Source organism: Rhizobium leguminosarum bv. trifolii WSM2297 (assembly GCF_000271845.1).
In genome coordinates, this window is record NZ_JH719395.1 from 1202497 (window position 1) to 1228091 (window position 25595).

At 61.4% G+C, this 25595-nt stretch carries 32 protein-coding genes; 15 read left to right on the forward strand and 17 right to left on the reverse strand.

Going from position 1 to position 25595, the window contains the following annotated elements; genetic code table 11:
- Window positions 1–9 precede the first annotated feature (9 nt).
- On the forward strand, window positions 10–768 hold the full coding sequence (locus tag RLEG4DRAFT_RS21125) for an alpha/beta hydrolase (protein WP_003579747.1): 759 nt from the start codon (window positions 10–12) through the stop codon (window positions 766–768).
- A gap of 113 nt (window positions 769–881) precedes the next feature.
- On the opposite strand, the gene RLEG4DRAFT_RS21130 is transcribed toward RLEG4DRAFT_RS21125, so the two are convergent.
- A complete protein-coding gene (locus RLEG4DRAFT_RS21130) occupies window positions 882–3053 on the reverse strand; it encodes an OmpA family protein (RefSeq protein WP_003579749.1) in 2172 nt (723 codons plus the stop codon).
- Window positions 3054–3382: 329 nt separating this feature from the next.
- Here RLEG4DRAFT_RS21130 and RLEG4DRAFT_RS21135 point away from each other — a divergent pair, with 329 nt between their 5' ends.
- The 4 genes from RLEG4DRAFT_RS21135 to RLEG4DRAFT_RS21150 all read left to right on the forward strand — a co-directional run bounded on the left by RLEG4DRAFT_RS21135 (window position 3383) and on the right by RLEG4DRAFT_RS21150 (window position 6493).
- The gene (locus RLEG4DRAFT_RS21135; protein WP_003569151.1) at window positions 3383–4156 is read left to right on the forward strand and encodes a transporter substrate-binding domain-containing protein; all 774 of its coding nucleotides are present in this window, start codon (window positions 3383–3385) and stop codon (window positions 4154–4156) included.
- Between the two features lie 216 nt (window positions 4157–4372).
- A complete protein-coding gene (locus RLEG4DRAFT_RS21140) occupies window positions 4373–5179 on the forward strand; it encodes an ABC transporter permease (RefSeq protein ID WP_003579751.1) in 807 nt (268 codons plus the stop codon).
- A complete protein-coding gene (locus tag RLEG4DRAFT_RS21145) occupies window positions 5176–6006 on the forward strand; it encodes an ABC transporter permease (protein WP_003579752.1) in 831 nt (276 codons plus the stop codon). The genes RLEG4DRAFT_RS21140 and RLEG4DRAFT_RS21145 overlap by 4 nt, the downstream gene beginning before the upstream one ends.
- Before the next feature lie 220 nt (window positions 6007–6226).
- Window positions 6227–6493: an usg protein gene (locus RLEG4DRAFT_RS21150; protein WP_003579755.1), complete on the forward strand. Its 267-nt coding sequence runs from the start codon at window positions 6227–6229 to the stop codon at window positions 6491–6493.
- 14 nt (window positions 6494–6507) lie between these two features.
- Here RLEG4DRAFT_RS21150 and RLEG4DRAFT_RS21155 read toward each other — a convergent pair whose 3' ends face one another.
- On the reverse strand, window positions 6508–7233 hold the full coding sequence (locus RLEG4DRAFT_RS21155) for a DUF2270 domain-containing protein (protein WP_003579757.1): 726 nt from the start codon (window positions 7231–7233) through the stop codon (window positions 6508–6510).
- Between the two features lie 113 nt (window positions 7234–7346).
- On the opposite strand from RLEG4DRAFT_RS21155, the gene RLEG4DRAFT_RS21160 reads away from it, so the two are divergent.
- The 4 genes from RLEG4DRAFT_RS21160 to RLEG4DRAFT_RS21175 all read left to right on the forward strand — a co-directional run bounded on the left by RLEG4DRAFT_RS21160 (window position 7347) and on the right by RLEG4DRAFT_RS21175 (window position 9762).
- The gene (locus RLEG4DRAFT_RS21160) at window positions 7347–8165 is read left to right on the forward strand and encodes a class I SAM-dependent DNA methyltransferase (RefSeq protein ID WP_003579759.1); all 819 of its coding nucleotides are present in this window, start codon (window positions 7347–7349) and stop codon (window positions 8163–8165) included.
- Window positions 8166–8264: 99 nt separating this feature from the next.
- Window positions 8265–8951 carry a glutathione S-transferase family protein gene (locus RLEG4DRAFT_RS21165; RefSeq protein WP_003579760.1) on the forward strand — a complete coding sequence of 229 codons (687 nt, stop codon included), beginning with the start codon at window positions 8265–8267 and terminating at the stop codon, window positions 8949–8951.
- Window positions 8948–9289: an ArsR/SmtB family transcription factor gene (locus RLEG4DRAFT_RS21170; RefSeq protein WP_003579762.1), complete on the forward strand. Its 342-nt coding sequence runs from the start codon at window positions 8948–8950 to the stop codon at window positions 9287–9289. Before RLEG4DRAFT_RS21165 ends, RLEG4DRAFT_RS21170 begins: the two co-directional genes overlap by 4 nt.
- Window positions 9286–9762: an SRPBCC family protein gene (locus RLEG4DRAFT_RS21175; RefSeq protein WP_003579764.1), complete on the forward strand. Its 477-nt coding sequence runs from the start codon at window positions 9286–9288 to the stop codon at window positions 9760–9762. The genes RLEG4DRAFT_RS21170 and RLEG4DRAFT_RS21175 overlap by 4 nt, the downstream gene beginning before the upstream one ends.
- 12 nt (window positions 9763–9774) lie before the next feature.
- Here RLEG4DRAFT_RS21175 and RLEG4DRAFT_RS21180 read toward each other — a convergent pair whose 3' ends face one another.
- The 8 genes from RLEG4DRAFT_RS21180 to RLEG4DRAFT_RS21210 form a co-directional block, all read right to left on the reverse strand.
- On the reverse strand, window positions 9775–10227 hold the full coding sequence (locus RLEG4DRAFT_RS21180) for a DUF1801 domain-containing protein (protein ID WP_003579767.1): 453 nt from the start codon (window positions 10225–10227) through the stop codon (window positions 9775–9777).
- A 35-nt stretch (window positions 10228–10262) separates the two neighbouring features.
- Window positions 10263–10733, reverse strand: a complete 471-nt coding sequence (locus RLEG4DRAFT_RS21185; RefSeq protein ID WP_003579769.1) for a DUF1801 domain-containing protein — start codon at window positions 10731–10733, stop codon at window positions 10263–10265.
- Between the two features lie 10 nt (window positions 10734–10743).
- Window positions 10744–10950, reverse strand: a complete 207-nt coding sequence (locus RLEG4DRAFT_RS21190) for a hypothetical protein (protein WP_003579771.1) — start codon at window positions 10948–10950, stop codon at window positions 10744–10746.
- 42 nt (window positions 10951–10992) lie between these two features.
- A complete protein-coding gene (locus RLEG4DRAFT_RS21195) occupies window positions 10993–11403 on the reverse strand; it encodes an SRPBCC family protein (protein WP_003579773.1) in 411 nt (136 codons plus the stop codon).
- The gene (locus tag RLEG4DRAFT_RS21200; RefSeq protein ID WP_003579775.1) at window positions 11400–11723 is read right to left on the reverse strand and encodes an ArsR/SmtB family transcription factor; all 324 of its coding nucleotides are present in this window, start codon (window positions 11721–11723) and stop codon (window positions 11400–11402) included. Before RLEG4DRAFT_RS21200 ends, RLEG4DRAFT_RS21195 begins: the two co-directional genes overlap by 4 nt.
- Before the next feature lie 280 nt (window positions 11724–12003).
- Window positions 12004–13179 carry an FMNH2-dependent alkanesulfonate monooxygenase gene (ssuD, locus tag RLEG4DRAFT_RS21205; RefSeq protein ID WP_003579777.1) on the reverse strand — a complete coding sequence of 392 codons (1176 nt, stop codon included), beginning with the start codon at window positions 13177–13179 and terminating at the stop codon, window positions 12004–12006.
- A 30-nt stretch (window positions 13180–13209) separates the two neighbouring features.
- On the reverse strand, window positions 13210–13386 hold the full coding sequence (locus RLEG4DRAFT_RS40950) for a hypothetical protein (RefSeq protein ID WP_003579779.1): 177 nt from the start codon (window positions 13384–13386) through the stop codon (window positions 13210–13212).
- Window positions 13387–13535: 149 nt separating this feature from the next.
- A complete protein-coding gene (locus tag RLEG4DRAFT_RS21210; RefSeq protein WP_037093937.1) occupies window positions 13536–13907 on the reverse strand; it encodes a hypothetical protein in 372 nt (123 codons plus the stop codon).
- A 161-nt stretch (window positions 13908–14068) separates the two neighbouring features.
- Between RLEG4DRAFT_RS21210 and RLEG4DRAFT_RS21215 the strand changes: the two genes are divergently transcribed.
- Both RLEG4DRAFT_RS21215 and RLEG4DRAFT_RS21220 read left to right on the forward strand, forming a co-directional pair.
- Window positions 14069–14938 carry an NAD(P)-dependent oxidoreductase gene (locus tag RLEG4DRAFT_RS21215; protein ID WP_003579782.1) on the forward strand — a complete coding sequence of 290 codons (870 nt, stop codon included), beginning with the start codon at window positions 14069–14071 and terminating at the stop codon, window positions 14936–14938.
- Window positions 14935–15618 carry a DNA alkylation repair protein gene (locus RLEG4DRAFT_RS21220; RefSeq protein ID WP_003579783.1) on the forward strand — a complete coding sequence of 228 codons (684 nt, stop codon included), beginning with the start codon at window positions 14935–14937 and terminating at the stop codon, window positions 15616–15618. Before RLEG4DRAFT_RS21215 ends, RLEG4DRAFT_RS21220 begins: the two co-directional genes overlap by 4 nt.
- Window positions 15619–15648: 30 nt before the next feature.
- Here RLEG4DRAFT_RS21220 and RLEG4DRAFT_RS21225 read toward each other — a convergent pair whose 3' ends face one another.
- The 5 genes from RLEG4DRAFT_RS21225 to RLEG4DRAFT_RS21245 all read right to left on the reverse strand — a co-directional run bounded on the left by RLEG4DRAFT_RS21225 (window position 15649) and on the right by RLEG4DRAFT_RS21245 (window position 20425).
- Entirely contained in the window at window positions 15649–16545 is an 897-nt protein-coding gene (locus RLEG4DRAFT_RS21225) for a LysR substrate-binding domain-containing protein (RefSeq protein WP_003579784.1), read from the reverse strand.
- 434 nt (window positions 16546–16979) lie between these two features.
- On the reverse strand, window positions 16980–18005 hold the full coding sequence (locus tag RLEG4DRAFT_RS21230; protein ID WP_003579785.1) for a porin: 1026 nt from the start codon (window positions 18003–18005) through the stop codon (window positions 16980–16982).
- Window positions 18006–18671: 666 nt separating this feature from the next.
- Complete coding sequence (locus tag RLEG4DRAFT_RS21235) at window positions 18672–19160, reverse strand: Lrp/AsnC family transcriptional regulator (protein ID WP_003540387.1); 489 nt, start codon at window positions 19158–19160, stop codon at window positions 18672–18674.
- A gap of 70 nt (window positions 19161–19230) precedes the next feature.
- Window positions 19231–19863 carry a uracil-DNA glycosylase family protein gene (locus tag RLEG4DRAFT_RS21240; protein WP_003579786.1) on the reverse strand — a complete coding sequence of 211 codons (633 nt, stop codon included), beginning with the start codon at window positions 19861–19863 and terminating at the stop codon, window positions 19231–19233.
- A 4-nt stretch (window positions 19864–19867) separates the two neighbouring features.
- Entirely contained in the window at window positions 19868–20425 is a 558-nt protein-coding gene (locus RLEG4DRAFT_RS21245; RefSeq protein ID WP_003579787.1) for a thermonuclease family protein, read from the reverse strand.
- A 106-nt stretch (window positions 20426–20531) separates the two neighbouring features.
- Here RLEG4DRAFT_RS21245 and RLEG4DRAFT_RS21250 point away from each other — a divergent pair, with 106 nt between their 5' ends.
- Window positions 20532–22067, forward strand: coding sequence for a sensor histidine kinase (locus RLEG4DRAFT_RS21250; protein ID WP_003579788.1), 1536 nt, complete (start codon window positions 20532–20534; stop codon window positions 22065–22067).
- 97 nt (window positions 22068–22164) lie between these two features.
- Here the strand turns inward: RLEG4DRAFT_RS21250 and RLEG4DRAFT_RS21255 are convergent, their stop codons facing one another.
- Both RLEG4DRAFT_RS21255 and cobT read right to left on the reverse strand, forming a co-directional pair.
- A complete protein-coding gene (locus tag RLEG4DRAFT_RS21255) occupies window positions 22165–22554 on the reverse strand; it encodes a diacylglycerol kinase (RefSeq protein ID WP_037093941.1) in 390 nt (129 codons plus the stop codon).
- A 104-nt stretch (window positions 22555–22658) separates the two neighbouring features.
- Complete coding sequence (gene cobT, locus RLEG4DRAFT_RS21260; RefSeq protein ID WP_037093945.1) at window positions 22659–23675, reverse strand: nicotinate-nucleotide--dimethylbenzimidazole phosphoribosyltransferase; 1017 nt, start codon at window positions 23673–23675, stop codon at window positions 22659–22661.
- Between the two features lie 185 nt (window positions 23676–23860).
- On the opposite strand from cobT, the gene RLEG4DRAFT_RS21265 reads away from it, so the two are divergent.
- From RLEG4DRAFT_RS21265 to RLEG4DRAFT_RS21275, 3 genes are read left to right on the forward strand one after another with little or no spacing between them, the layout of a single operon-like run.
- Window positions 23861–24643 (forward strand): adenosylcobinamide-GDP ribazoletransferase, encoded by a 783-nt coding sequence (locus RLEG4DRAFT_RS21265; RefSeq protein ID WP_003579791.1) that lies wholly within the window; start codon window positions 23861–23863, stop codon window positions 24641–24643.
- 18 nt (window positions 24644–24661) lie between these two features.
- A complete protein-coding gene (locus RLEG4DRAFT_RS21270; RefSeq protein ID WP_003579792.1) occupies window positions 24662–24880 on the forward strand; it encodes a DUF1289 domain-containing protein in 219 nt (72 codons plus the stop codon).
- The gene (locus tag RLEG4DRAFT_RS21275) at window positions 24877–25578 is read left to right on the forward strand and encodes a TIGR02281 family clan AA aspartic protease (protein ID WP_003579794.1); all 702 of its coding nucleotides are present in this window, start codon (window positions 24877–24879) and stop codon (window positions 25576–25578) included. The genes RLEG4DRAFT_RS21270 and RLEG4DRAFT_RS21275 overlap by 4 nt, the downstream gene beginning before the upstream one ends.
- Window positions 25579–25595: the final 17 nt, after the last annotated feature.

The following is a 25595-nucleotide window of genomic DNA, read 5'->3' on the forward strand; positions in this document are numbered from 1 at the left end:
ATGACACCCATGAACAGACGTCTTCTTTTCACCGCAGCCCTCGCATTTGCCACCACCTCAATCGCGTTTGCAGCCGAGGCTGCCGCGGTCAAGAACATCGTGATCGTCCACGGCGCGCTGGCCGACGGCTCTGGATGGCGCAAGGCGACGGAGATTCTCCAAAATCGCGGTTTCAAGGTCACCATCGTCCAGGAGCCCCTCACCTCGCTCGACGACGATGTGGCGGCAACGAAGCGGGTTCTCGACCTCCAGGACGGACCCATCCTGCTCGTCGGGCACAGCTATGGCGGCATGATCATCACCGAAGCCGGCAATGATCCGAATGTGGCGGGTCTCGTCTATGTCGCGGCATTTCAGCCCGACAAGGATGAGAACGTGCTCAGTCTCGCCAGCTCTAAGCCCACCGGCGGCATGGATATAAAGGAAACCAAAGACGGCAAATATCTCTATCTCGATCCGGCCGCCTTCGCCGCGGATTTCGCAGCCGATCTTCCCAAGGCCGAAACCGACTTCATGGCAAGGTCGCAGGTCTTCGTCTCGAAGCAGGCCTTCGCCGCCAAGATCGCTCAACCGGCCTGGCGCACGAAGCCCAGCTGGTCGATCGTCGCCACGGAAGACCGCTCGATAAACCCCGAACTTGAGCGCGACATGGCAAAACGAGCCGGCAGCGACGTAACCGAGATCAAGGCCAGCCACGCCGTCTTCGCGTCCCAGCCGGAGAAGGTCGCTGAAGTTATCGAAAAGGCAGCCAACAAAGCCGGTGAGTAGAACTCCGGCAGGCAGATGAGGAGGTGAGCGGCAGAGCCGCGAATGCCATGCCTCAGCCCCAGCGAGAACAAAGCCAATTGCCCCTCCCCATAATGGAGAGGGGCAATTGGTACTTACTGGTTGGCCGCGACCGGGCGGACCAGCGCGGTGACGCGGCGGATGGTGACGCGGCGGTTTTCCTGTTCGGGGCCTACCGTATTGACCTTCAGGTAGCGCTCGCCATAGCCCTGCGTCGCCAGGTTTTCCGGCGGGATGCCGTAGACGTCGGAGAGCACGTTGGCGACCGATTCGGCCCGCTGGTCGGAGAGGACCAGGTTGCTCTGATCGGAGCCGACGGCGTCCGTATGGCCCTCGATCAGGAAGGTCTCGCTCGGATCCTTCTTCAGCACCTGGCTGATCGCGTCGGCGACCTTGCGCAGGGTGCGCGCCTGGGTCATCGGAATATCGGCGCTGCCGGTGGCGAAGGTCACCGTATCGAGATCGATGCGGCGCACCTTGTCACGGATACGGGCGGAATACTTCACCTCATCCAGCGAATAGACGCGCTCGACCGGCTCGACGGGCGGCTCGCTCAGGAATTCGTAATAGTCCCGGTCCGGGTCGCTGCGGGTGTCGATAATGTAATCGCTGAGCGGCACGCGCAGCCGCATCGGCGGCAGGTCGGCGCCCGGATCGTCGAAATAGTCGCGGTCCGGATCCTCATAGAGGTCCTGCGAGTAATAGAGCACGCTCTCGCGCCCGCGCGCATCGACGCGCGACCGCTGGATGATATCTCCATAGCGGTTGCGGATCGTGACGATGCGGTAGCCTTCCGGCCGCGTAATCGTCTCGCGGTAGCGATCGCCCGAAAGCTCTTCGTAGCTCGGCCGCTGGCCGTCGCGCAGGAAGCGCCTGTCGTCGTCGCCGCGCACGATCACCTGATTGTTGTACTGGATGATCACGCGGCTGTCGTCCTGGCTGTCGCTGTACCGCGCGCCGTCAGGGCGGGCAAACCGCGGCCGCTCGTCGAGCTTCGTGCCCTTCTCGCTGGTCACCGCTTCGAGCTTGACAGGCGCTGGCGCCTTGGTGCCGGTTGCGGCCTGCGCTTCGGCATCCGAGGTCGGCACCTTGAAGTCCTGGCTGTCGGCGCGCTGCTTGTCACGGTCGCGACGGCCTTCACGGCCCTTTCCGCGGTCGGCATCCTTGTCGCTGTCGAGCACGGCGGCACCGTTCTCGACCGGCAGCACGACGGTCTCGTTGCTCTTGGCCGGATCTTCGGCGATCTTCTTGCGGCGCTGCAGTTCCTCGGGCGAAACCTTTTCCGGGGCCGGAATGGCCTGCTCTACCTGCTGGCCGCCGCTGGCATCCGGCAGCGGCTGGGCGGTGTCAGTCGCGGGCGCGGCCGGCTGTTCAGCCGCAGGCTTTGCCACCGTGCCGTCCTTCGGCTTTTCAGCGGGTGCGGCCTCCGGTGTCACTGCTTTAACTTCAGGCGCTTTATTTTCGGTCGCCTTGCCTTCGGTCGGCTTATCCGCGGGTGCTGCGGTTTCGCCCTTTACCGGCTTCTTCTCTGCCGGCGCCTCGGCGGCGGGTTTTGCCTCGGGCTTGACCTCGGGTTTGGCTTGTTCCTCGGCCGGCGTCACGGCATCGGGCGCAGCGGTCTCGGCCCTACCCTTGCCTTTGTCCTTGCCTTGGGCCTTGTCCTGCCCTTTGGCCCGCTTGCCGCCCTCCGGCTTGGCTTCCGGCTGCGCCTGGTCCGTCTCCGGCTGCGCTTCCTTTGCTGCCGGCTGCTGTTCGGGCTGCGGCTGAGCCTCTGGCTCGGCCTGCTTCTTCGGCTTCCTCGGCTTCTCCTGCGTTACAGGCTGCTCCTGCTGCGGCGCGGCCTCCGGCTTTGCCTCGGGCTGGGCTTCCTGCTTGGCCTTCCGCTCCGGCTTGCTTTCGGCCTTCGGCGCGGGCTCTTCCTTCGGCGCTTCGGCCTTCGGCTGCTCCGGCTCCGCCTTGGGTTCAGGCGCCGGTGCCTCCTTGCGCTCGGCTTTCGGCTTTTCGGCAGGCGCCTCCTTCGGCTGTTCGGCAGCCGGGGCTTGTTCGGCCGGAGCCTCTTCCTTCTGCTTCTTCTTTTTCTTCAGAAGCTCCTCCTCGGACGGCGCGTCCTGCGCCACCTCGAAGCTGCCCTGTTCGACCTGACGAACGGCTGCGGCCTCTGTCGCCACGCCGCGCGCGGCCGCCATTGCCGATGCCGGCTGCAGAGCCAGCGAAAGGGAAAGCAGCGGAAAAGCCGCACTCGCGAACAATCTTGATTTCATGCCCATCGGGTATCCTCGATCCTGTTTGAGCTTCCTGAAGGCCGACAGGCCCTGTTTCCGCCCCTAGCGTCGCAATGAGGCGAAACGGCGAAATGGCAATCGCCGAGCCGCCGATTTGTTCCGGTTCTAGGAAGCCGCGGATTAACCTCGCGTGAATGTTGCAGTCTGCCGGCGTTCATCTCGCCTGCTATTTGCACCGCCCAATTGCGATGGGATTTGTGTTGCAATTCCATAAAAAAAAGTCTGATTATCGCCGCAAGGCGGTCTTGGACCGTTGAACTGCGGCCGTCAGCCCATGAGAAAAAGAGCGACGGCTACCAACAGAGAGGATCCTCATGCATATCTCCACCCGTATTTTCGCGGCAGCCTCGATCGCGGCGATGTCCCTTTTCGCCGGTTCGGCCATGGCCGATGGCGAGAAATATGTGATCGGCACCGATTCGACCTATCCGCCCTTCGAATTCGTCGATGCCAGCGGCACGATCCAGGGCTTCGACATCGACATCACCAAGGCGCTGTGTGCGGAGATGAAGGCCGAATGCTCCTTCGTCAGCACCGACTGGGACGGCATCATTCCGGCGCTCAACGCCAAGAAGTTCGACATGATCGTTTCCTCCATGTCGATCACCCCGGAGCGCCTCAAGCTCGTCGACTTCTCCAATAAGTACTACAACACCCCTCCGGCCATCGCCGTGCCGAAGGATTCCAAGATCACCGATGTTGCCGGCCTCAAGGGTAAGGTGATCGGAGCACAGACCTCCACGACCCACGCCAACTACGCCGAGAAGCACCTCGCCGACACCGAGCTGAAGCTTTACCCGACGGCTGACGAATACAAGCTCGACGTTTCCAGCGGCCGCGTCGATGCCGTCATCGACGACGTCGTCGTGCTCTCCGAATGGGTCAAGTCCGACGCCGGCGCCTGCTGCAAGATCCTGACGACCCTGCCGGTCGACAAGGAAATCAACGGCAACGGCGCCGGTATCGCCATCCGCAAGGGTGATCCGCTGAAGGAAAAGCTCAACACCGCCATCGCTGCGATCCGCGCCAGCGGTGAGTACAAGAAGATCCAGGACAAGTACTTCGATTTCGACGTTTACGGCGAATAAGAAATTCGGTATCTGCCGATGAAAGCTACTGCATAATTCCTTAAATCTGAATCGATTTAAGGTTAAAATTATGCAGCCATTCAAAATGTTACAGCGTCCTTTGCGCGTCTAAAAAGACGCGCGGCGCTGTAATGGCGGAAGGCTTGCTCTTCCGCCATTTTTGTTTGACAAAGGTGGCAAGATCAAAACGGCAAAAGCCGTGAGGGGAATTCACGCATGGGCGGATTATTTTCCGCGCTCGGCTCCTTCTGGAGCTCACTTGTGCACATTTTCGATCCGCTATGCGGACCCGTCGGCATCTTCACCTGGTTTGGTCAGTCGACGCTTCTTGCGTGTGGCGATACCGGCTGGGGCGACGAGATCGCGCTCGGCCTGCAGATTACCGTTTCGGTGGCAATCGTCACCTTGCCGATCGGCCTCGTCATCGGTTTTCTGGTCGCGCTGGGCCAGCAGTCGGAGGAAAAGCCGCTGCGGCTGGCGGCCGGCATCTACACCACAATCTTCCGCGGCCTGCCGGAGCTTCTGACGCTCTTCATCATCTATTACGGCATGCAGATGCTGATCCAGTCTCTGCTGTCATTCGTCGGCTATGACGGACCGCCGGTCGAGATCAACGCCTTCCTCGCCGGCGTCATCGCACTGTCTGTGGTCTTCTCCGCCTATTGTTCGGAAGTGCTGCTTTCAGCCTTTCGCGCCATTCCCGATGGCCAATATGAGGCGGGATACGCGCTCGGCCTGCACCGTGGCCGCACGCTGCGCCTGATCGTCCTGCCGCAGCTCGTGCGCATCGCGCTGCCTGGTCTGACGAACCTCTGGATGGTGCTGCTGAAGGACACCTCCTACGTCTCGATCATCAGCCTTTCCGATATTCTGCGCCAGACGAGCGTCGCTGTGCGCGTGACCAAGGAACCCTTCTTCTTTTATGGCCTGGCCTGTTGCCTCTATCTGGTGCTCGCCGTTCTCTCCTCCTTCCTGCTCGTCTATGTCGACCGCTGGGCCAAGCGTTCGGAGGTCCGGCGATGAGCTACGCTGAAACATTGATCCCGCCGCAGCCAGCCCCCCGTACAGTGGCGAAGCCAATGACGACGGCACGCCTTGCCGGCTACATCTTCGTTGCCATTTGGGCGCTGTTTGCCGCGCTGCTGATCTACACTGTCATCAATGGTTGGGATCTGGAGAAGTTCACCCGCTACGGGCCGCGTTACCTGCATGGCCTCGGGGTGACGCTCGGCCTCGTTTCCATCTCGGTCATCTGCGGCGCCGTCCTGTCGCTGCCGCTCGCCATGGCGCGCCTGTCGAACAATAGGGTGCTGAACTGGCTCGCCTATGGCTATATCTATTTCTTCCGCGGCACGCCGCTGCTTGCCCAGCTCTTCCTGGTCTATTACGGCCTGGGCGTGTTTCGGCCGCAGTTGGAGTCCGTCGGCATCTGGTGGTTCTTCCGCGATGCCTGGTATTGCGGCATCTTCGCCATGACCATCAATACCGCGGCCTATCAAGCGGAAATCCTGCGCGGCGCGATCGAAAGCGTACCGCACGGCCAGCGCGAAGCGGCCGCGGCACTCGGCATCCACAAGCTGATCGCCTTCCGCAAGATCATTCTGCCGCAGGCTCTCATCGTCGCACTTCGCCCTTATGGCAACGAGATCATCCTTTTGATCAAGGGCTCGGCGGTCGTCGCCATTATCACCGTGCTCGACCTGATGGGCGAAACCCGCTACGCCTTCTCCCGCACCTTCGACTACCAGACATATCTCTGGGCGGCGATCTTCTACCTCTCCATTGTTGAGGCATTGCGCCATGTCTGGGCCTGGATCGAGCGCCGCCTGACCCGGCATCTCAAGCGCTGATGCATGACGCCCAAAAGTGGGTCGCGGTTTTGGGATAACGGCATGCATTAAACAAAAGCCGGCTGGCAGCACTCTCGGCATCGTGCTGCCAAGCCATTGATATTAAAAATCAATTGTCCTTTCATGAAGTATCTGTAAAGTTTCCGTTAACCACTCGCATGTTTCCCTATCACGTAGCGCTAATAAGCGCGCGAGTGGGAACGAGAAGAAGCGGAACACAATGCACAAGGACATGGAAAAACAACTGCAGGGCTATGGTTTGACGACCGCCCAAATCCTCTACCACCTGCCGGACCATCCGGCGATCCTGCAAAGCTACCTCTGGCAGGAATATGATCTCGCCCCGGATTTCCCCGAAATGCGCGGCTTCCTGAAATTCTGGGAAGAAAAGCTCGACGGGCCGCTGCATTCGGTGCGCTACGTCCACCGCAAGCTGATCTCGGCGACCGAGTGGCGGGCGCTGAAAGGCGAGTTCATCCTCCACTGATCCGAGCCCGCTATTCAGACATGCGCCTCGCCATGACCGAACTCGCCCTCATCGCGGTCGGGGCGCAGGGCAAAGGCGAGCATGCCAAGATAGAAGGCGAGGACGATGGCAATGACGAGAAGGCCGGGAATAGGCCCGAGCACCGCATTGTCGATGACATAGGTCCATGATTGCGCCTGCAGCGCTGGCATGCCCTCCGTCTGCAGTTTCGGCGTCGTGATCTTCAGGCACCAGGCAAGCAGCAGGATCAGGTACATCCAGCCGTAATTGCGCTTGAGACGGCGGTGCATCGCCTCGTGATAGCTTAGCAGGAAACGCGGCTTGCGCAGGCTGCTGGCGATAACCGTTGCCCATTCGTTGCCGGCACTAGCGTCAGGCGCCATGATCTGGGCGAAATAACAGCGCTCGACCTGGCGAATGCGGGCGCGGTAGATGTCGAAGAAGCGGTAGCGGCGCGCCTCGATCATCAGAAGCAGCGTCACCAGCATTATCCCGAAGAGCAGCACACCGTGATGCGAGGTCGGCGTCGACAGTGATACCGACAGCAGCGCCGCCACAACGGTGATCGCCCAGTTCGACGTCCGGTCTATACGGTCGCGCCAGCTCGTCATCCGCCCGAGTTCGCCGCGGTAATAATGGCTGAGCGAGTTGGTGATCTCGCCAGGCGTACTAGGAAGCAGCACTGCGCGCCCAGCCTCGCCTTCCATTGTCGACAACGCCCTGTCTTTTTCCGATTTCATGGCCTTTCCTCCCTCATCTTGTTCTCAGCCATTCTGCGCCCACAGCCACGGCATTGCAAAACATCGAAAGCCGCCTTAGACGCATGGCTGAAACAAAAGGACGATGGACCGCGATGGCAAAGAAGATCGACGAAGAAGCCCTTGGCGAGGCCTATAACCGCGCGCTGGCGCTGGAAAAGGCCGGCGATGTCGATGCGGCCGTGGCAGCCTATGAGGAAGTCCTGGCGATCGATCCAGACGATCACGGCGGTGCGGCCGTGCGCATCGCCGCGATGGGCCGCGGCGAAACGCCGGTCAGGGCGCCCGACGCCTATGTCGAGACCTTGTTCGACCAGCATGCCGAGGTTTTCGAGGACGTGCTCGTCGAGCAGCTCGGTTATCACGTGCCGATGCTGGTGCGTCAGCGCCTGCAGGCGCTGAAGCTCGGGCCGTTCAAGCGGCTGCTCGATCTGGGCTGCGGCTCGGGCCTCACCGGTGGCGCGCTGCGCGACCTCTGCGAGGATATGACCGGCCTCGACCTTTCGGAGAAGATGGTCGAGATCGCCCATGAGAAGGATCTCTACGAGACACTCTTCGTCGCCGAGGTCGAGGATTTCCTCGACGACAATGATGAGGAAGCCTTCGACATCATAACTGCAACCGACGTGCTGCCTTATCTCGGCGCGCTCGAACCGCTGTTCTTCGGCGCTGCCGAGAACCTGACGCCCGGCGGCCTGTTCATTTTCTCCTCGGAGACCTTGGCCGAGGAGACCCTCGCCGGCCGCGCCTATATGGTCGGTCCGCACCAGCGCTTCGCCCATGCCGATGCCTATGTGAAAGAGCGCCTCACGGCCACCGGTTTTGAACTCGTCGAGATCTCCGATATCAACGTGCGCATGGAAGACGGCCAGCCGACGCCCGGCCATCTGGTCATCGCCAGATATATCGGCTGATACAATAGTTACACGATCGGCGAACTATCTGTTGCGCATTGCTTTCCGAGCTGATACTTAGTCGGCCGGTAAAGTTTTCCAAATAGGAAAGGTCGCCGCATGTCGCTCGTGTTCTATGGGCATCCGCTCGCCTCCTTCTGCCACAAAGTGCTGATCGCGCTTTACGAAAACGGCACACCCTTCGAAAACCGCCTCGTCGATCTGTCCGACGAGGCCTCGCGCGCCGATCTTTTCCGCTTCTGGCCGGTCGGCAAGATGCCGCTGCTGCGGGACGAAGCGCGCGACAGCACGGTTCCGGAGACGTCGATCATCATCGAGTATCTCGACCACTATTATCCCGGTCCTGTTTCCCTGCTGCCGCTGGAAATCGACCGGGCGCTGCAGGTCCGCCTCTGGGATCGCTTCTTCGACCATTATGTACAGGCGCCGATGCAGACCATCGTCAGCAATCGTCGGCGCCCCGAGGGCAAGGAAGACGAGACAGAGGTGGCAGCCTGCAGGGCGACGCTTGCCACCGCCTATGCGATGATCGAAAAACAGCTCTCCGAGACCTCATGGATCTCGGGCGAGGCCTTCACCATGGCCGATTGCGCCGCAGCCCCCGCCCTCTTCTACGCCGAGACGCTGGTCCCCTTTTCAGAGGAGCAGCCGAAGCTTCGCGCCTATTACGATCGGCTTCTCGCCCGCCCATCCTTTGCAAGGGCGCTGGAAGAGGCCCGCCCCTATTTCAAATTCTATCCCTACCATGACAGGCTGCCCAGCCGCTTCCGGGATACTGCGGGATGATCGACGGCCAGGCGGGTCTCGACCGCATGTTCCACGCGCTTTCCGATCGCAGCCGCCGCGGCATGATCGACCGCCTCGGCCGCGGCCCGGCTTCCGTCTCCGAACTGGCCGCGCCGCTAGCGGTTGCCCTGCCGACGGTGATGAAACATCTGCAGGTGCTGGAGGAAAGCGGCCTCGTACTCTCCGAAAAATCCGGCCGGGTGCGAACCTACCGCCTGCAGCAGGACGCGCTTGCCACGGTCGAGCGCTGGGTAGAACAGCGAAAGAACCGCTGGACCGCCACCTTCGACAGGCTGGATCAATATCTCGCCGAAGAACCGGAGACCCTTTCCGAATGACGACACGATCCGCCGAACACGCCACCCTCGTCATCGAGCGCCGCCTGAAGGCGCCGGTCGCCCGTGTCTTCCGCGCATGGTCGACACCGGAGGCCAAGCGCCAATGGTTCGCCTGCCACGGCGAATGGGCGCCACTGGAATACAGGCTCGACTTCCGCCCCGGCGGTACCGAGCGAAACTATGTCGCCGATAGCGAGGGGCTTCTGCATGCTTTTGACGCCCATTACATCGATATCGTGCCGGATACTCGCATCATCTATGCCTATGAAATGAAGCTCGGCGAAAGACGTATCTCCGCCTCGCTCACCACCGTCGCCTTCGAAGCCGACCCCGAGGGAACCAGGATGATTTTCACCGAACAGGTGGTCTTTCTCGACGGCTACGCCGACAACGGCGCCCGCCTCCAGGGCACCGAAATCGGCCTCGACAATTTCGAACTTTTTCTCGAGCGCGAGGCGAGCCCGATCCATTAGTCCAACCGAGCCTCAGCCGCTTGATTTCTTCCGGGAGGCGACAGCCTTCGCCGAGGTATTCAGCGCTGCGGCGGCGCGAAAGAGCGCCTTCAATGCCTCCTCGTCGATCTCGTCGCCCTCATGGAAGTCGATGGCGCGCCGAATGTTGCCGTCGAGGCTGGAATTGAAGAGACCTGAAGGGTCCGGCAATGAGGCGCCCTTGGCGAAGGTCAGCTTCACCGCGCTCTTATAGGTCTCGCCGGTGCAGATGATGCCGGAACGCTCCCACACAGGAACCCCTCGCCACTTCCATTCCTCGACCACCTCGGGCTCGGCCTGCTTGATGAGCGCACGGACCCGGGCGAGCATATCGCCGCGCCAATCCTTGAGCTCCTCGATCCTCGCATCGATCAGTTGAGAGGGAGATGTTCCCCCGTTTCTGTCGCCGGAATCGCTCTTCTTCATGGTTGCGGTCGCTTTCTTCATGTTTGTCGCTCTCCCGTCACTCGGCATCGAAGACCTCACATCCGTTCCCCAGGCAATCGGCGCGCCTGTTCCACCCAGGAGACGATCTGCGCCTCGTCGAACGGTTCGTCCTCGCGGATGTCGAGGTAACGCACGTCCTTCTGCTTGGACGCGCCGGGCGGCAGAGGATGCAACGATGCCCCCTTGAAGAAGGCCACCTTGATGTATTTCGTGAAGCAATGGATACCGAGGAACCAGCCCTGCCCTTCGATTCCGTAGAAGGGCGAGTTCCATTTGACTGCCTTGTCCACATTGGGCACGGTACGCGTGATCAGTGCATCGAGTCGGCGCCCGACGTCGCTTTTCCAGCCCGGCATCGCGGCGATATAGGCCTGCACCGGAGCGTCGCCGTATCCCTTGGCGATCTGAGGATTGCCGCCCGAGAGCAGGGTCGGCTCTGCAGCGGCCGGCTTGGCGGCGGTCTTGTTGGTGAGCTTCACTTCGGTGTTGGACGTCTTGCCGGCCATTGCTTCACTCCTATCTCCCACGCCACCTGGCGGCATAGGGCAGCAGGAAGAGGTAAAGACCGGTCAGCAACAGCAGGCCAAGCGGCAGCAGCGCCAAGAAGCCCACCCAAACGGTCGATTTCTCCTGTACCATGGCGATCATATTGAGAACGACCGCCACGGTAAAGGCAACGGACAGCCAGCGGTGGATCTGCCGTAACCAGTTGTTCCAGTTCAAAGGGACCTCCCCGGTTTAAATCAACCAAGACGATGGGCGGTCTCACTCCACCCGCGCCAGCACCTGCTCCAGATTTGCAAGGAATTGCGTCCACCCGCTCCTGGCGCCGCCGTAAGCCTGCCGCTGATCCGGTCGGAAACCCGACTGCTCCATGCGCAGATGCGTGCCCGTGCCGGTCGGAGTGAGAGTCCAGGTGACGGTGCTTTCGAGACCGTAGGCATCCCAGCTATAGGACAGGGTCTTGTTCGGCTCGACCTCCAGGACTTTACAGTCGACCGAACCCCAATCGGCATTAAAGCTGAAGCGATGATCAACGGCCGGCTTGAAATCGCTCTTCATCAGCCACTCCTGGATCAGATGCGGCTGCGTCAGCGCCCGCCAGATCTTTTCCGAAGGAAAAGGGATTTCCCGTTCGATGACGACGGAGCGCGTTTCTGTCGATATGTCGGTCATTGATCCATCCTTTTCAGCAAATCTTCGAGATCGTTGAAGCGGTTTTGCCAGAACCCGGCCATCTCACTCGTCCAATCGACCAGCGGAGCAAGTGCGCCGAGCTGCGCGCTATAATGCGTCTGCCGGCCTTCGTGGCGGTCGCGCACCAATCCGGCCTGCTTCAGAATGCCGAGATGTTTTGAGACGACCGGCTGCGAGACCCCGGCCCGGGCTGTCAGAGCCCCAACCGTCTTCTCGCCTTCGCGGCACAGCCGCTCGAACAGCGCCCTCCGAGTTGGATCGGCAAGTGTCCTGAACAGTACGTCCGGAGCATTGGACATTTGGAATTCATACCTCTTCAGCTATGAATTAACGTATAGCTGTGGAGGCATATGTTCGTCAAGCACAAACACAAGAGAGATGACAGCTGGGCGCAACGGCTGTCGGCCACAGAATGCATACGAGTTCGGGAAGGCTTCCGCCAAGCCTGCATAGCCTGCTGACTATACATCGATGTTGTTCGCCGAATGTCCCGCAGCCCGCGGCCTTGTCGCTGGTGACAAAAAGCCGAAAGCCGCGAGCGGCTTCCGGCGATATCGAGTGCTGCGTCTTCGGTCGGGCTCAGGAACCGGAGACGACTTTCAGATTGCCGCCGTGGCTGCCGCCTGCGAAGATCTGCTTGCGACCAAATTCGTTGTTGAAGGCCAGGCGTTGCTGCTCGCGGGTGATGCCAAGCTCGGGGAAAAGCAGCTCGGCGACGCGATAGGCCTCTTCCAGATGCGGATAGCCGGAGCCGATCACCGTATCGATACCGATCTCTTGATATTCGCGCAGGCGCGCCGCGACCGTCTGCGGCGAACCGACCAACGCCGTGCCGGCACCGGCGCGCACCAGACCGACGCCGGCCCAAAGGTTCGGCGAAACCTCGAGCTTGTCGCGGCGGCCGCCGTGAAGGGCGGCCATGCGCTTCTGGCCGACCGAGTCGGATTCGTGCACGAAGCGCTCCTGCGCCTCGCGGATCGTATCGTCGTCGAGATGACGGATCAGCCGCTCGGCCGCCTCCCATGCCTCTTCGTCGGTTTCGCGCACGATGAAGTGCAGGCGGATACCGAAGCTCACCTCGCGGCCGCGCTCGGCGGCCGCCTTGCGCACCTTGGCGACCTTTTCGGCCACCTGCGCCGGCGGTTCGCCCCAGGTCAGATACTTGTCGACGCGGCCGACCGAAAAATCGATGCCGGCATCCGACGAGCCGCCGAAATAGAGCGGCGGGCGCGGGTTCTGCACCGAGGGAAAGCCGAGCCGCGCATTGGTTGCCTTGATGTATTTGCCGTCGAAGCTCGCCGTGCCCTTGTCCAGCAACTCCTCGAACACGGTGAAGAACTCCTCGGCATGGGCATAACGCTCGTCATGCTCGAGATGGATGCCGTCGCCGGCAAGCTCCGCCGGGCTGCCGCCGACGACGATGTTGAGCAGCAGACGGCCGTTGGAGATGCGGTCGAGCGTCGTCGCCAGACGCGCATAATAAGCAGGCGACGCCGTGCCGGGGCGGATCGCCACCAGGAACTGCAGCTTCTCGGTCTTGGCGGCAAGCGCCGCCGCCGTCACGAAGGATTCCTCGCAGGCAACCCCGGTCGGCAGCAGCACGCCGGAATAGCCAAGGCGGTCGACGGCCTGGGCGATCTGCGTGAGATAACCGATCTCGGGCGCGCGGTTGAGATCGGCGGAACCGAGATAGGTGCCGTCGCCCGACGTCGGGATGAACCAGAGGAAATTGATGGGATCGGATGCGGCGGTCATGGAAACGGTCCTTTGTTGCGAAATTTTGAATCAGGTCGCGCGGCCAACCTGGCCCTTGGCAAGCGACGACAGCAGAATATGCCTGCGCGCCGCCGCTGCCGCGCGGATGCTTGGGAGGATCGCGAGGCGGCGGGAGGAGTGCCGGTTCTTTGTCTGCGCGTGAACATCTGAAATATCCTGTCGATCGATGGCGGCTGGCCGGGCCATCAGGTGCCACCTTCGATCGCGAGAATATTGGCATAGACTACAAATTATATCGATAACATCAAGTTGCCATTGTCATCCGCTTCGAGGAATAATTTTTCCCGTTCCGGCGTTCGTCGGGAAGCGCCTGCTGATAGCGGCGGGTCTCGCCGCTACCGCTCCCGACGTTCGGCGGCCAGTCGCTCGCCAATAAAGCCGGCGCCGCCCGCAAGGCGCGTCGCAAGCAGGCTCTGGGGATCCACCACGCGCCAATAGGGTGTGACCGTCGAAACAAGCTCGCCCTTTTCCAGCGCGCCGAAGGAGATCTCGGCGATCGCCCGCAAATGCCGCTGCACAGTCACCGGGCAACAGGCGTCCGCCCCGTACTGGCTGGCCAGACGGCGGCGAAGGACGCCGCCCTCGGTGAAAACACCTGCCGGTGCCAATCGAATCTGCTCTGCGACCATCTGCTGCGATGGGATAAGCATCGACTGCATTCCACTGCGGCCTTTGCGCCGCTGCTTGATCATCGGAATTTCGCTCATGTCTCCCCCGGAAACATTGTCGTCCTGCTCAATCTAGCGTCCGAGCAAATGACGGCCACCCACGGCGCGTCAATTGGAAGGAAGTCGGTCTTCACGGCTTTTCTGCTCCGGCCGTTTCGGTTAATCCTCAGGGCCTCGCACTCCCGATAAGGACAGGACATATGGCTAAAGTCGCATTCATCGGTCTCGGCGTCATGGGCTTTCCCATGGCCGGTCATCTGAAGACGAAGGGCGGCCACGATGTCACCGTCTACAATCGTACGGCCGAAAAAGCCGCCGCCTGGGCAGAGAAATTCTCCGGCAAATCCGCCCCCACTCCAGCCGAGGCCGCCGCGGACGCCGATTTCGTTTTCGTCTGCGTCGGCAATGACGAAGATCTCCGGTCGGTGACATCAGGCAAGGACGGCGTCCTGCACGGCATGAAGCCGGATTCGGTGCTGATCGACAACACCACCGCCAGCGCCGAAGTCGCCCGCGAGCTTTATGCCGCCGCAAAAGAAAAGGGCGTCGACTTCATCGACGCTCCCGTCTCCGGTGGCCAGGCCGGCGCCGAAAACGGCGTCCTGACCGTCATGTGCGGCGGCGACGAGGCCGTCTTCGATCGTACCAGGCCCATCATCGACGCCTATGCCCGCATGGTCGGTCTGATGGGGCCGGCAGGCTCCGGCCAACTGACCAAGATGGTCAACCAGATCTGCATCGCCGGCCTCGTCCAGGGCCTTGCCGAAGGGCTGCATTTCGGTAAGCGCGCCGGCCTTGATATCGAAAAGGTCGTCGAGGTGATCTCCAAGGGGGCCGCCGGCTCCTGGCAGATGGAAAACCGCCACAAGACCATGAACGCCGGCAAATATGATTTCGGCTTCGCGGTCGACTGGATGCGCAAGGATCTTGGCATCGTGCTCACCGAAGCCCGCCGCAACGGCGCCAAGCTGCCGGTTACCGCCGTCGTCGACCAATTCTACGGCGACGTCCAGGCGATGGGCGGCAATCGCTGGGACACATCCTCGTTGCTCGCCCGCCTCGAAAAATGATCACACCCGCCTCCGGCGCAGCCGACTTGATCGCGCATCTCGAAACGCTGCGTTCGGAGGAGAATGTCGCCGGCATGGCGCGCTTCGGCATCGTCACCACACGCGCCCTCGGCATCTCCAATCCCGATATCAGGGCGATCGCCAGACGGGCGAAGAAGAATCACGCCAGAGCGGTCGAGCTCTGGCAAAGCGATATCCGTGAAGCCCGCCTGCTCGCACTCTGCACCGCCGAGCCGAAACGGTTGACGGCGGAAGAAGCCCGCAATTGGGCCAATGACTTCAGTTCGTGGGAGATCGTCGATTGCGCCGCCGATCTCTTCGTCGAGGCCCGGCTGGACGAACTCATCTCAGAATTCGCCGACGACGAGCGCGAATTTGTCAGGCGCACTGCTTTCGCCATGATCGCAGGTGCCGCCGTCCATCGCAAGAACGAGCCCGACGCCATCATTCTTGCCTGGCTGCCGCTGATCAAGTCTCATTCCGGCGATTCTCGAAACTTCGTGCGCAAGGCGGTCAATTGGGCACTCCGCAGTATCGGCAAGCGCAATCTCGCCTGCCATGCACCGGCGCTCGTCCTTGCAAAGGCGCTGGCGGAAAGCGCTGACAAAACCGCCCGCTGGATCGGCAAAGATGCCGTCAAGGAACTGGCCGGCGAAAAGCTGCTGGCACGGCTGAAATAAGCGCATGCCGGTTCCAAGGCTGAAGCCTTCTCAATGCTGCCGGGATTTTTCCACCAGGAAATCGATCAGCACCCGCACTGCCGGCGGCATCCCCTTGGCGGTGGTAAAGACGATATAAAACTGGCTTTCCTCCGACTGCCAATCCGGCAGCACCCGCACCAGCTTGCCGGCCTGGAGATCGGCTTCGCAGGCGCTTTCGAGCAAAAGCCCGAAGCCAACGCCGGCACGGGCGGCGTCGAGTATGGCGGTCATGCTGCGGCAGGTGAGCCGCGGCTGATGCCGAATCACTCGTTTGGCGCCATTCGGCCCGATCAATTCCCAGCTGTGAAAAGACACCCATGACGTCATCGCCAGCGTCGGAAGGTCGGCCAGCTCGTCCACGCAATTCAGGCCGCCGATGCGCTCGACCAAAGATGGACTTGCGACGAGAATACGCCGCGCCCGGTCGAGCTTGCGCATCGTCAGGCTCGTCTGCGTCTCCGGCTCGTTGGTCGCCCTCACCTCAAGATCGATCCGTTCGTTGATGAGGTCGGCGCGCCGGTCGGAGCCGATGATCTGCAATTTGATCTTCGGATAACGCTCCAGGAATTCAGGCAGGATTCCGCCGACCGAGATGTCGACGAGACCGAGCGGGCAGCCCATCCGCACCACGCCTTGCGGATCGGATTGAGCCTCGCTGACGATTGACTTGGCGCGGTCGGCCTCCTGCAAAATAGTCTGGCATCTTTCGTAGAAAGCCTGGCCGATCTCCGTCACCCGGAAGTGACGAGTCGAGCGCTCTATGAGCCTTGCGCCAAGCCCGTCCTCGAGCCGGCTGACCCGCCTGCTCAGCTTCGAACGCGGTATCTTGAGATCGCGACTTGCAGATGCGAAGCCGCCGCTGGAGACGACAGCGGCGAAATAATAGTAGTCGTTGAGATCGTCCATAAGAACAAGCTATCCGCGAGAAGGAATGAATGCCAGCCCCCTGCCAAAGGTTGTATCCCCTCACCAAAAAAGCTGTAATCACATTGTCGGCATTGGATTTTCTTTTCGCGACCTGTTGCGGCAAAGCCAGCCGGCGGCGAATACGGCCCATCCGCGCGACGATGCTATCGACAGATAAGCTCGCTTGAAAATTGAAATGGGAGTGCCTCAATAACAAGGCCGGCAAGAAGCCGGCGTGCGATCAGCAACGAACCGGTTCGGCTTACCTGAAAAGGTTTCTGAGAAGCGTTCAGAGGACTGTGCGTTAAAAACGCTGCAAGGACGGTCCGGCAGGGAAGACCGGACCCGTCCCCGTAGCTGATCGGAGGTCACTCGGATCAGAAACTGATTTGAAGTGCCCCCGGCCCGGAGACCGGGGGCATCCACTAAGTGGATTAGAACGAACGCTGCAGACGGAAGTAGCCCGTCGTGGAGTCGTCAGCATCTTCCGGATCGAGGTACTGAACCGAAGCCTTGGCGTAGAAGTTGTCGACGATCTGGTAATCAACCGTCAGACCAACCTTCCAGGCATCGCCACCGCTGAAGTCGTCGCCAGCAACGTAGTAGTCGCCGTAGTACTGGACGCCAGGAGTGATCTTGAGCTTGTCGGTTGCCTTGATAGCGTATTCGGCAGCGACAGCCCATTCAGCTGCGGAGTAGTACGAGTTCGGGCCGGAAGAGTACACAGCAGCGAGGCCGAGCGTACCGGGACCGATGTCAACCGTACCCATAGCGCGGATTGCGCCGTCTTCGTTGTCGAAGTCCCAGCCGCCGGTGACCTGGTAGCTGAACGCACCGGCCGTGCCGCCAACGCCGAAGGCAACGCCAACGTTGTTAGGTTCTTCGTCCGTCTTGTAGAAGCCGTCTTCCAGCTCGTCGACGCTGATGCCAGCGTAGAAGGTGCCGCTTTCGTACTGATAACGCAGCGAGTTGTGCAGCGTTACGATCGAGCCGATGTCGTCGGTTTCACCCGAGAGACCATCGTCCCACCAGCTGTAGAAGAGACCGGCGCGGAAGCCCGCGACGTCGAGGTAAGCGGAATCGAGGATGGCGTTCTGATCGGTGGCGTTGTCAGCATTGAACTGCATGACGATGACGCCGGTCAGCGGACCGTACTCGGTGTCGCTCTTGGCCGTGAACTGAACCTGACCGCGAGTGACGGCATCCCAGTCGGAGTCGTTACCGCGCGTCAGCGAATTGCCAACCCGATCGCCAACGTTAACCTGGAAACGGATGTAGCCTTCGATCTTGAGGCAGGTTTCGGTGCCCGGGATGTAGAAGTAGCCGGTGCCGTAAGCGTCGCAGACGCGAACATATTCAACCGGTTCCGGCTCAGCAGCAACGATAGCGTCAGCTGCAAGAACCGGCGTCGATGCAGCAAATGCTGCTGCTGATGCAAGCAAAACCATTCTGATGTTCATTTACCAATCCATTCCTTTGTCGATCGGGGCTGGCTTCCAATCGGGTAGTCGATTTGAAGCCGGCCCAGTTTGAACAGCCATCTCGGCGTGCGGATCGATCGAACCGCCAAACCGTCATCCCATACACCGCCTTATCAAGCAATTCTCGATACACGTGAGATCGGCCAACCGAGGCTACTTTCCCCGTAAGCGTGATTTTTATACAACAATTTCAATTATCTAGGCCAAAGAACAAGCCAAGCGGCCCCGCGACGGAAATCCTCCATCGCAAGCCGCAAACGCTATAACCCATCTGTCAAAATCTCCACCGTTCGACCCCCGTCGAACACAATGGTGAAGCGCATAAACTCTACCGCCGGCCAATCAACACATACAAGGCAGCGGTTTAGAACATAGTGTCCTGAATTCGATACCAATGAGACGAAATGATGACACAACGCTCACGGGTTCCGGGTCAACATAGCCCCGTATTCGTTACCAGGCTATTTATTTTTTAGAATTTGGTGAAATTCAAGCGTTTTTTCGCTATTTCTAGGACTTTTCTGCAGTCTCGACCACATCATGCCTGGCGCCAGGATCGTGATCGGCGCAGGCAAACGTGGCCGGATTGCCTCAGGAACTCAATCCTGGCGCGATTCGCCGTGCGGCCGCAGGCCGCACGGTGGTTCAGTCCTCGTTGGATTTGGCGTTGTCGAGAATCATGTAGTCGAGCGGCAGCTGCGTCGAATACTTGATCTGCTCCATCGCAAAGGCGGAGGAGACGTCGCGAATCTCGATCTTGGCGATCATCCGCTTATAAAAAGCGTCATAAGCGGCGATATCGGGCACGACGACTCGCAAGAGATAGTCGACATCGCCGCTCATCCGGTAGAATTCCACCACCTCAGGGAATTCGGCGACCACCTCGGAAAAGCGCCGCAGCCATTCGATCGAATGGGTGGCCGTGCGAATCGACACGAAGACGGTGACTTTGGTGTTGACCTTCTCCGGATCAAGGATGGCGACTCGCCGCTTGATGACGCCGTCTTCCTCCATCTTCTGGATGCGCCGCCAGCAGGGCGTCGTCGAAAGACCGACTTTCTTTGCCAGATCGGCAACGGCAAGGGTCGAATCTTCTTGCAGCAGACGCAGTATTTTGCGGTCGAGGCGGTCCATGCGCACAACAGTCCTTTCGAATTATTTTTCTTTGTATAACGCGATTCCGCACGGCGAAAAGAATTTTGTTTCAGGAAAGCAGTATTTTCGTCCGCTCTCGCAGGACCGGGAGCAGTTCATTCTCGAACCAGGGATTGCGCTTCAGCCAGCCGCTGTTGCGCCAGCTCGGATGCGGCAGCGGCAGCACCGCCGGCGACCGGCTAGACAGGAGGTTGACCCGCCATGCCCGCACCGTCTCGGTCATATTATCCAGCCGCTCGCCGGCCATATGCCAGGCCTGTGCATATTGGCCGATGACCAGCACCAGTTCGATCTGCGGCATCGCCGCAATCACCCTTTGCCGCCAGAACGGCGCGCATTCGCGGCGCGGCGGCAGATCTGCACCCTTGTCGTCATAGCCGGGAAAGCAGAAACCCATCGGCACGATGGCGAATCGGTCGCGGTCGTAGAAGCTTGCCCTGTCAACGCCGAGCCATGACCGCAGCCGGTCGCCCGAAGCATCGTCGAACGGCAGGCCGCTCTCATGCACCCGAAGCCCGGGCGCCTGCCCGGCGATCAGGATGCGCGCAGTCGACGAAATCACGGCCACCGGCCGCGGCTCGTGCGGCAGCCGATATGCGAGACCTTTCGCCGGCGCGTCACGGCAGATGCGGCAGGAGGCGATCTCCAGTCGCAACATCTTCAGCGTGGCTTCGTCGGTCATCGCTTCACTCCCATCCGAAGATCCGTCTGATGAAGCGCAGCGGGCCGCCGGAATCGGAACTCTGGCGCGCATGGTCGCGCACATCGCGCGGCCGCTCGAAAGTCCCGGCCCAGAGCCCCGCCTTCGCCGCTCTCGCCTCGGCCTCCTCCCGGCCATAACCGCCATAGGAAATCGCCATGCCCTGGCGCACCATGGCGGCGTTTATGTCGCCGCCCACCCCGCTCCGGCAGATGACAAGCAGCCTGTCGTAGCGGTCGCGCCTGCTGCCCTGGCAAAGCGTACCCGATGCCATGACCATGCCCTGCAGCGCCTCGCGCGCCGCCCGCCCGCAGGCCCAGGCATGTCCCGCTCGCTCGCAGCTCTGGTTGAGTTCCGGTGCATCGATGCCTTCAAGGCGCAAGCGTGCGGCTCCCAAAGTCAGACTGTCGCCATCGGCAGCATGGAAAGCGCCCGCATGCTCGATCTTTGCTGCATCGTTGAACTTGGCGGCGATCAGCGCCAGGAGCGCCAGCAGGGCAAAAGCGGTCACGCCGTCGCGAATCAGGCGCAGGCTCTGTGTCACGCTTTCGCCTCCTTAAAAAACAAATCCTTGGTAAAGATGGCAAACATCTTCTTAAGAATTGTCGGTTAAGCTCTTATCCACCCTGGGATGAAGTTTCAACGTGCACATGAGTACCGGCGTAAGCACATCGACCGACAAGATTATCGTCGACAGGTCGCGCAGCCACCGCAATAAGGCCGTTTCCAAGGCCGTGCGGCAAACGCGCGAACGTCTTCAGTCCGGCCATGCGTCCAACTCCTCCTTCGATCGTGACGTGCTCAAGATGTATGTGGCGTCCGTGCTGCAAGGCGCGACGATCATGCCGCTCTTCGTCGTCATCATCACGGCGCTTGGCGTTTATTTCACCCAAAACACGCAATTGCTCTTCTGGGCGCTACTGACGCTCACCTGTCACGCCGGCAATATCCTGCTTGCGCGGCGCGCACGGCGGCAGGAAATCACCTCCGAGAGCGCCCGCAAATGGCGCCGCCTGCTGCTGTCCGGCCAGTTCCTGCTCGGCTGCTGCTGGGCCATATTCGCCCTGCAGGGCTGCGATACCTGCGAGCCGTCGAGCTTCATCCTTTATAAGGGTGCGACGCTCTTGGTCGCGCTCTCCGTCACGGCAATGTCGAATTTCATGCTGACGCCTGCCGTGCTCGCTGCCTTCGCGCCGGCGGTCCTGGCGCTCGCCGCCAAGAGCGGCCTGTCGCGCGACCTCCTCGAAATCAGCCTGACAGGGCTATTCACCAGCACCCTGGTCTTCTTCAATTATATCAGCGACCGCCTGTTCAAGTCGAACCTCAAGATCCTTTCTTATCAGTCGGAGAAGGACGACCTGATCGCCGAGCTTGAAGTGGCGAAATCGATGTCGGACGAGGCGCGCCGCCGCGCCGAAGAGGCAAACCTCGCCAAGTCCCGCTTCCTTGCCTCCATGTCGCACGAGCTCAGGACCCCGCTCAACGCCATCCTCGGCTTCTCCGAAGTGATGTCGGCGGAAGTCATGGGGCCGCTCGCCAATCCGACCTACAAGGAATATGCCGGCGACATCCACCGCTCCGGCCAGCATCTGCTCGATCTCATCAACGAGATCCTCGACCTCTCGCGCATCGAGGCCGGCAAATACGAGCTGAGCGAGGAGGCGATTTCGCTTCTCGATATCACCGAAGATTGCATCGGCATGGTCCAGCTGCGCGCCCGCGCCAAGAACATCGCCATTTCGGATCAATTCGAACGGCAGTTGCCGGCCATCTGGGCGGACGAGAAGTCGATGCGCCAGGTGGTGCTTAATCTTCTCTCTAATGCCGTCAAGTTCACGCCGCAGGGGGGCGAAATTCACGTCAAGGTCGGCTGGACTGCCGGCGGCGGACAATACATCTCCATCAAGGACAACGGCCCCGGCATTCCGGAAGAGGAAATTCCCGTCGTCCTGTCGGCCTTCGGCCAGGGCTCGATCGCCATCAAGAGCGCCGAACAGGGCACCGGCCTCGGCCTGCCGATCGTCCAGGCGATTCTTGCCAAGCATGACGGACAATTCGTGCTGAAATCCAAACTGCGTGAAGGCACTGAGGTCATCGCCATCCTGCCCGCCAAGCGCGTGCTGCAGAGCCTGCCGGCTGTCGAAGAGGCCCAGGCGGTCGCCCGCAAGCGTAAGAGTTTTGCCTGACTCAGCCGCGCATGTCTGCCCGAAAACTGTGAGCGGTTTTCGGGCAGATATCATGCTTGATTTGTGGGCGTCATGACTGAGGCCCGGTCGGTCTAAGTTACCCGAGAGTGAAAAACAGGTGCTTGGCGAGGACGAAGCCGAGATAGAGGCAGCAGGCGGCGATCATGCAGCTCACCGCGAAAGAGCCGAGATCCTTGGCATGTTTGCCGACGATCGAAATCTCCGGCGAAATCCGGTCGATGACCTCTTCGACGGCGGTATTCATCGCCTCCATCGAAAACAGCCCGAGAAACAGAACCACCGCAACGACAATCTCGCCGGCGGTCGCCCCAACCAGCGCCAGCGCCGCGATCGAAACGACGAAGAAACCGAGTTCCTGGCGGAAGGCTGCCTCTCTCAGAACACGCAGGAAGCCTGCCCAAGAATAGCTGGCGGCGGCGGTGAAGTGCCGAAATCCGGTCTCTTTCGTCACCGCAGGCTTCATCAAGGCGCCCCTCTCCTCTTGCAGACCGAGGCTTTGCCGCCCCGTTTGATGACCCGAATACGCAGATACCGAATCCATCTAGTCGGCGCAAGCGAAGCCGCGCGGCCTCAGTCTTTGTTGGTCACACCGGCCTGGGCGAAGGTCGCCATGCCGGAATGGCAGGCGGCGGCGGCTTTGACGATGCCGGCGGCGAGCGCCGCCCCGGTGCCTTCGCCGAGCCGCATGCCAAGCGCCAGAAGCGGCGTCTTGCCGAGCATCTCGATCGCGCGCAGATGTCCGGGCTCGGCGGAAACATGGCCGATCAGGCAATGGTCGAGCGCGGATGGATTGGCGGCTTTGAGGATCGCCGCCGCAGCGGTTGCGACATAACCGTCAATCAGCACCGGGATGCGCTCCATGCGGGCGGCGAGGATGGCGCCGGCCATCGCCGCGATCTCACGGCCGCCGAGCCGGCGCATGATCTCCAGCGGATCATCGAGATGATCGCTATGCAGCGCCACCGCCTTTTCCACCGCCGCGATCTTGCGCTCCAGCATTTCGCCTTCCGAGCCGGTGCCGGGTCCGACCCAGTCTCGCGCCGAACCGCCGTAGAGCGCATAGTTGATCGCTGCGGCAATCGTCGTATTGCCGATGCCCATTTCGCCGATGCAGAGCAGGTCGGTCCCGCCGGCGATCGCCTCCATGCCGAAGGCCATGGTCGCGGCGCAATCGCGCTCGGAAAGTGCTGCTTCCTCGGTAATATCGCCGGTGGGGTAATCGAGCGCCAGATCGAAAACCTTCAGCCCGAGATCATAAGCGACACAGATCTGGTTGATCGCAGCCCCCCCGGCGGCAAAATTCTCGACCATCTGCTGTGTCACGGCTGGCGGAAAAGGTGTGATGCCCTGCCTGGTGACACCGTGATTGCCGGCGAAGATCGCCACCAGCGGCCGGTTGACGGCAGGGCTACGGCCCGTCCAGGCGGCAAGCCAGAAGGCGATTTCCTCAAGCCGTCCGAGCGCACCCGGCGGCTTGGTCAGCTGCGCGTCGCGGTCGCGCGCGGCCACCAGCGCCCGGGCATCCGGCCCCGGCAGGTCGCGGAGCAGGGTACGGAAATCGTCGAACGGCAGGCCTGAAACGCTCATCTGTGCGGTTTTCCTATGAATCCGGGTATTCTTGTTTTCACGCAAACCACTTGTTTGCGTCGAGCAAATCAGCTTCTTTGCGGGTCGCACTCTCTTAAAGCGGGCCGGCGGGGCGAACAACACCAAAAGCACCGCCGCGACCATAAGCCGGGCCATAAGTGAAACCTTGGGCAGAACGAAGCAGAATGAAGATCAAGGACCATGCGGTCGACACCGCCCGCGCCGTCGCCTTCCTCAGCCGCATCCCCATGCCGCAATCGCTGTTCAAAACCTATGACGGCAGGCTCGGCCGGCTGGTGCGCGCCTTTCCCTTCGCCGGCATCGTCATCGGCTTTATCCCCGCGCTCGCCCTGCTCCTTCTTCTGGGGCTGCGCGCCGATCCGCTGATGGCGGCGCTGATTGCGCTTTCCATCCAGGTTGTCATCACCGGCGCGTTGCACGAGGACGGCCTGGCCGATACCGCGGACGGCATCGGCGGCGGCAAGAGCCGCGAGCAGAGCCTCGACATCATGAAAGACAGCCGGATCGGCACCTATGGCGCGATAGCGCTGATCCTCTCCTTCGCGATCCGCGCCGCAGCACTTGCCGCCATTGCCCGCCACGCGTCACCGCTCACTTCAGCCCTTGCCATACCCTCCGTCGCGGCGCTCAGCCGCGGCGCCATCGCCTGGCACTGGCAGCGGTTGCCGCCGGCCAAGGCCGATGGCGTGGCCGCCTCGACCGGCCAGCCGGACGAGGCGGCGATGCAGTTTGCGCTCGCCGCCGCCGGGCTCATCGCAGCGCTTCTGATCTGGCCGGCCTTCGGCCTGCGGCCGCTGGTCGCAAGCCTGCTTGCCGCCGGCATCATAGCGCTTGCCTTTACCGCCCTCATCCGCCGCAAGCTTGCCGGCCACACCGGTGACACGCTGGGCGCGACGCAGCAAATTTGCGAGATCGCCGCGCTTTGCGCCCTTGCCACGGCTCTTTGAAACTCCGATATGTCCTTCATGCGAACACCCTGCATTCACGTCTGCTCGCTGGTTTCGGCTACCGGATTTTGCGCCGGATGCGGCCGGACTCTTCAGGAAATCGGCAGCTGGGCGAGCTACTCCGACAGCGAACGAAGACGGATCATGGCCCTGCTGCCGGCACGGCTTGCAGGCGCCGCCGCGGTATCGAACGACATGGAAACGGGCCATACCAGCGGGCCGGAGCAGGTTTTATGATCCGTTTGACCGTCTTCCTTGTCGTGATCGGCATCGGCCTTGCGGTGCTGATCGTCAACAATGACAGCAGCCGGATCCTCGGCCTGCAGAGCGATGACTTCGTCCGCGTCGTCTATCTGCTGCCGATCGCGCTGATGCTGTCTGCCGGCATCTGGGCAAGCCGGCGCAGCCTCGGGGAGACGATGCGCCAGATGATGATCTGGCTGGTGATCATCCTGGCGCTCGTGACCGTCTATCTCTATCGTCAGGAAGCGCTCGGCGTCGGCAACCGGCTGCTCGCCGGCCTCGTTCCCGGCCGCGCCGTCGTCGTCACCACAAGCGAAGGCGGCCAGGAGATCATCCTGCACAAGCTGCTGAACGGCCATTTCGAGGCCGATGTCGCCGTCAACGGCCAGACGATCGAAATGCTCGTCGATACAGGCGCCAGCATGGTGGCGCTGTCGCACGCAGATGCCGAGCGGATCGGCATCGACCTCTCCCGCCTCACCTATTCCATGACCGTGATGACCGCCAACGGCCGTGGCCGCGCGGCACCCGTCACGCTCGACCAAGTGGCGATCGGCCCGATCGTCCGCAACAATGTCGCAGCCAGCGTCGCCGAGGACGGCCGACTCGATCAGAGCCTGCTCGGCATGAGCTTCCTGGAAACGCTGGGCTCGCTGCAGATGCAGACCGACGAGTTGCGCATGCGCGACTGAGCCGCAGCGCTCGCGAT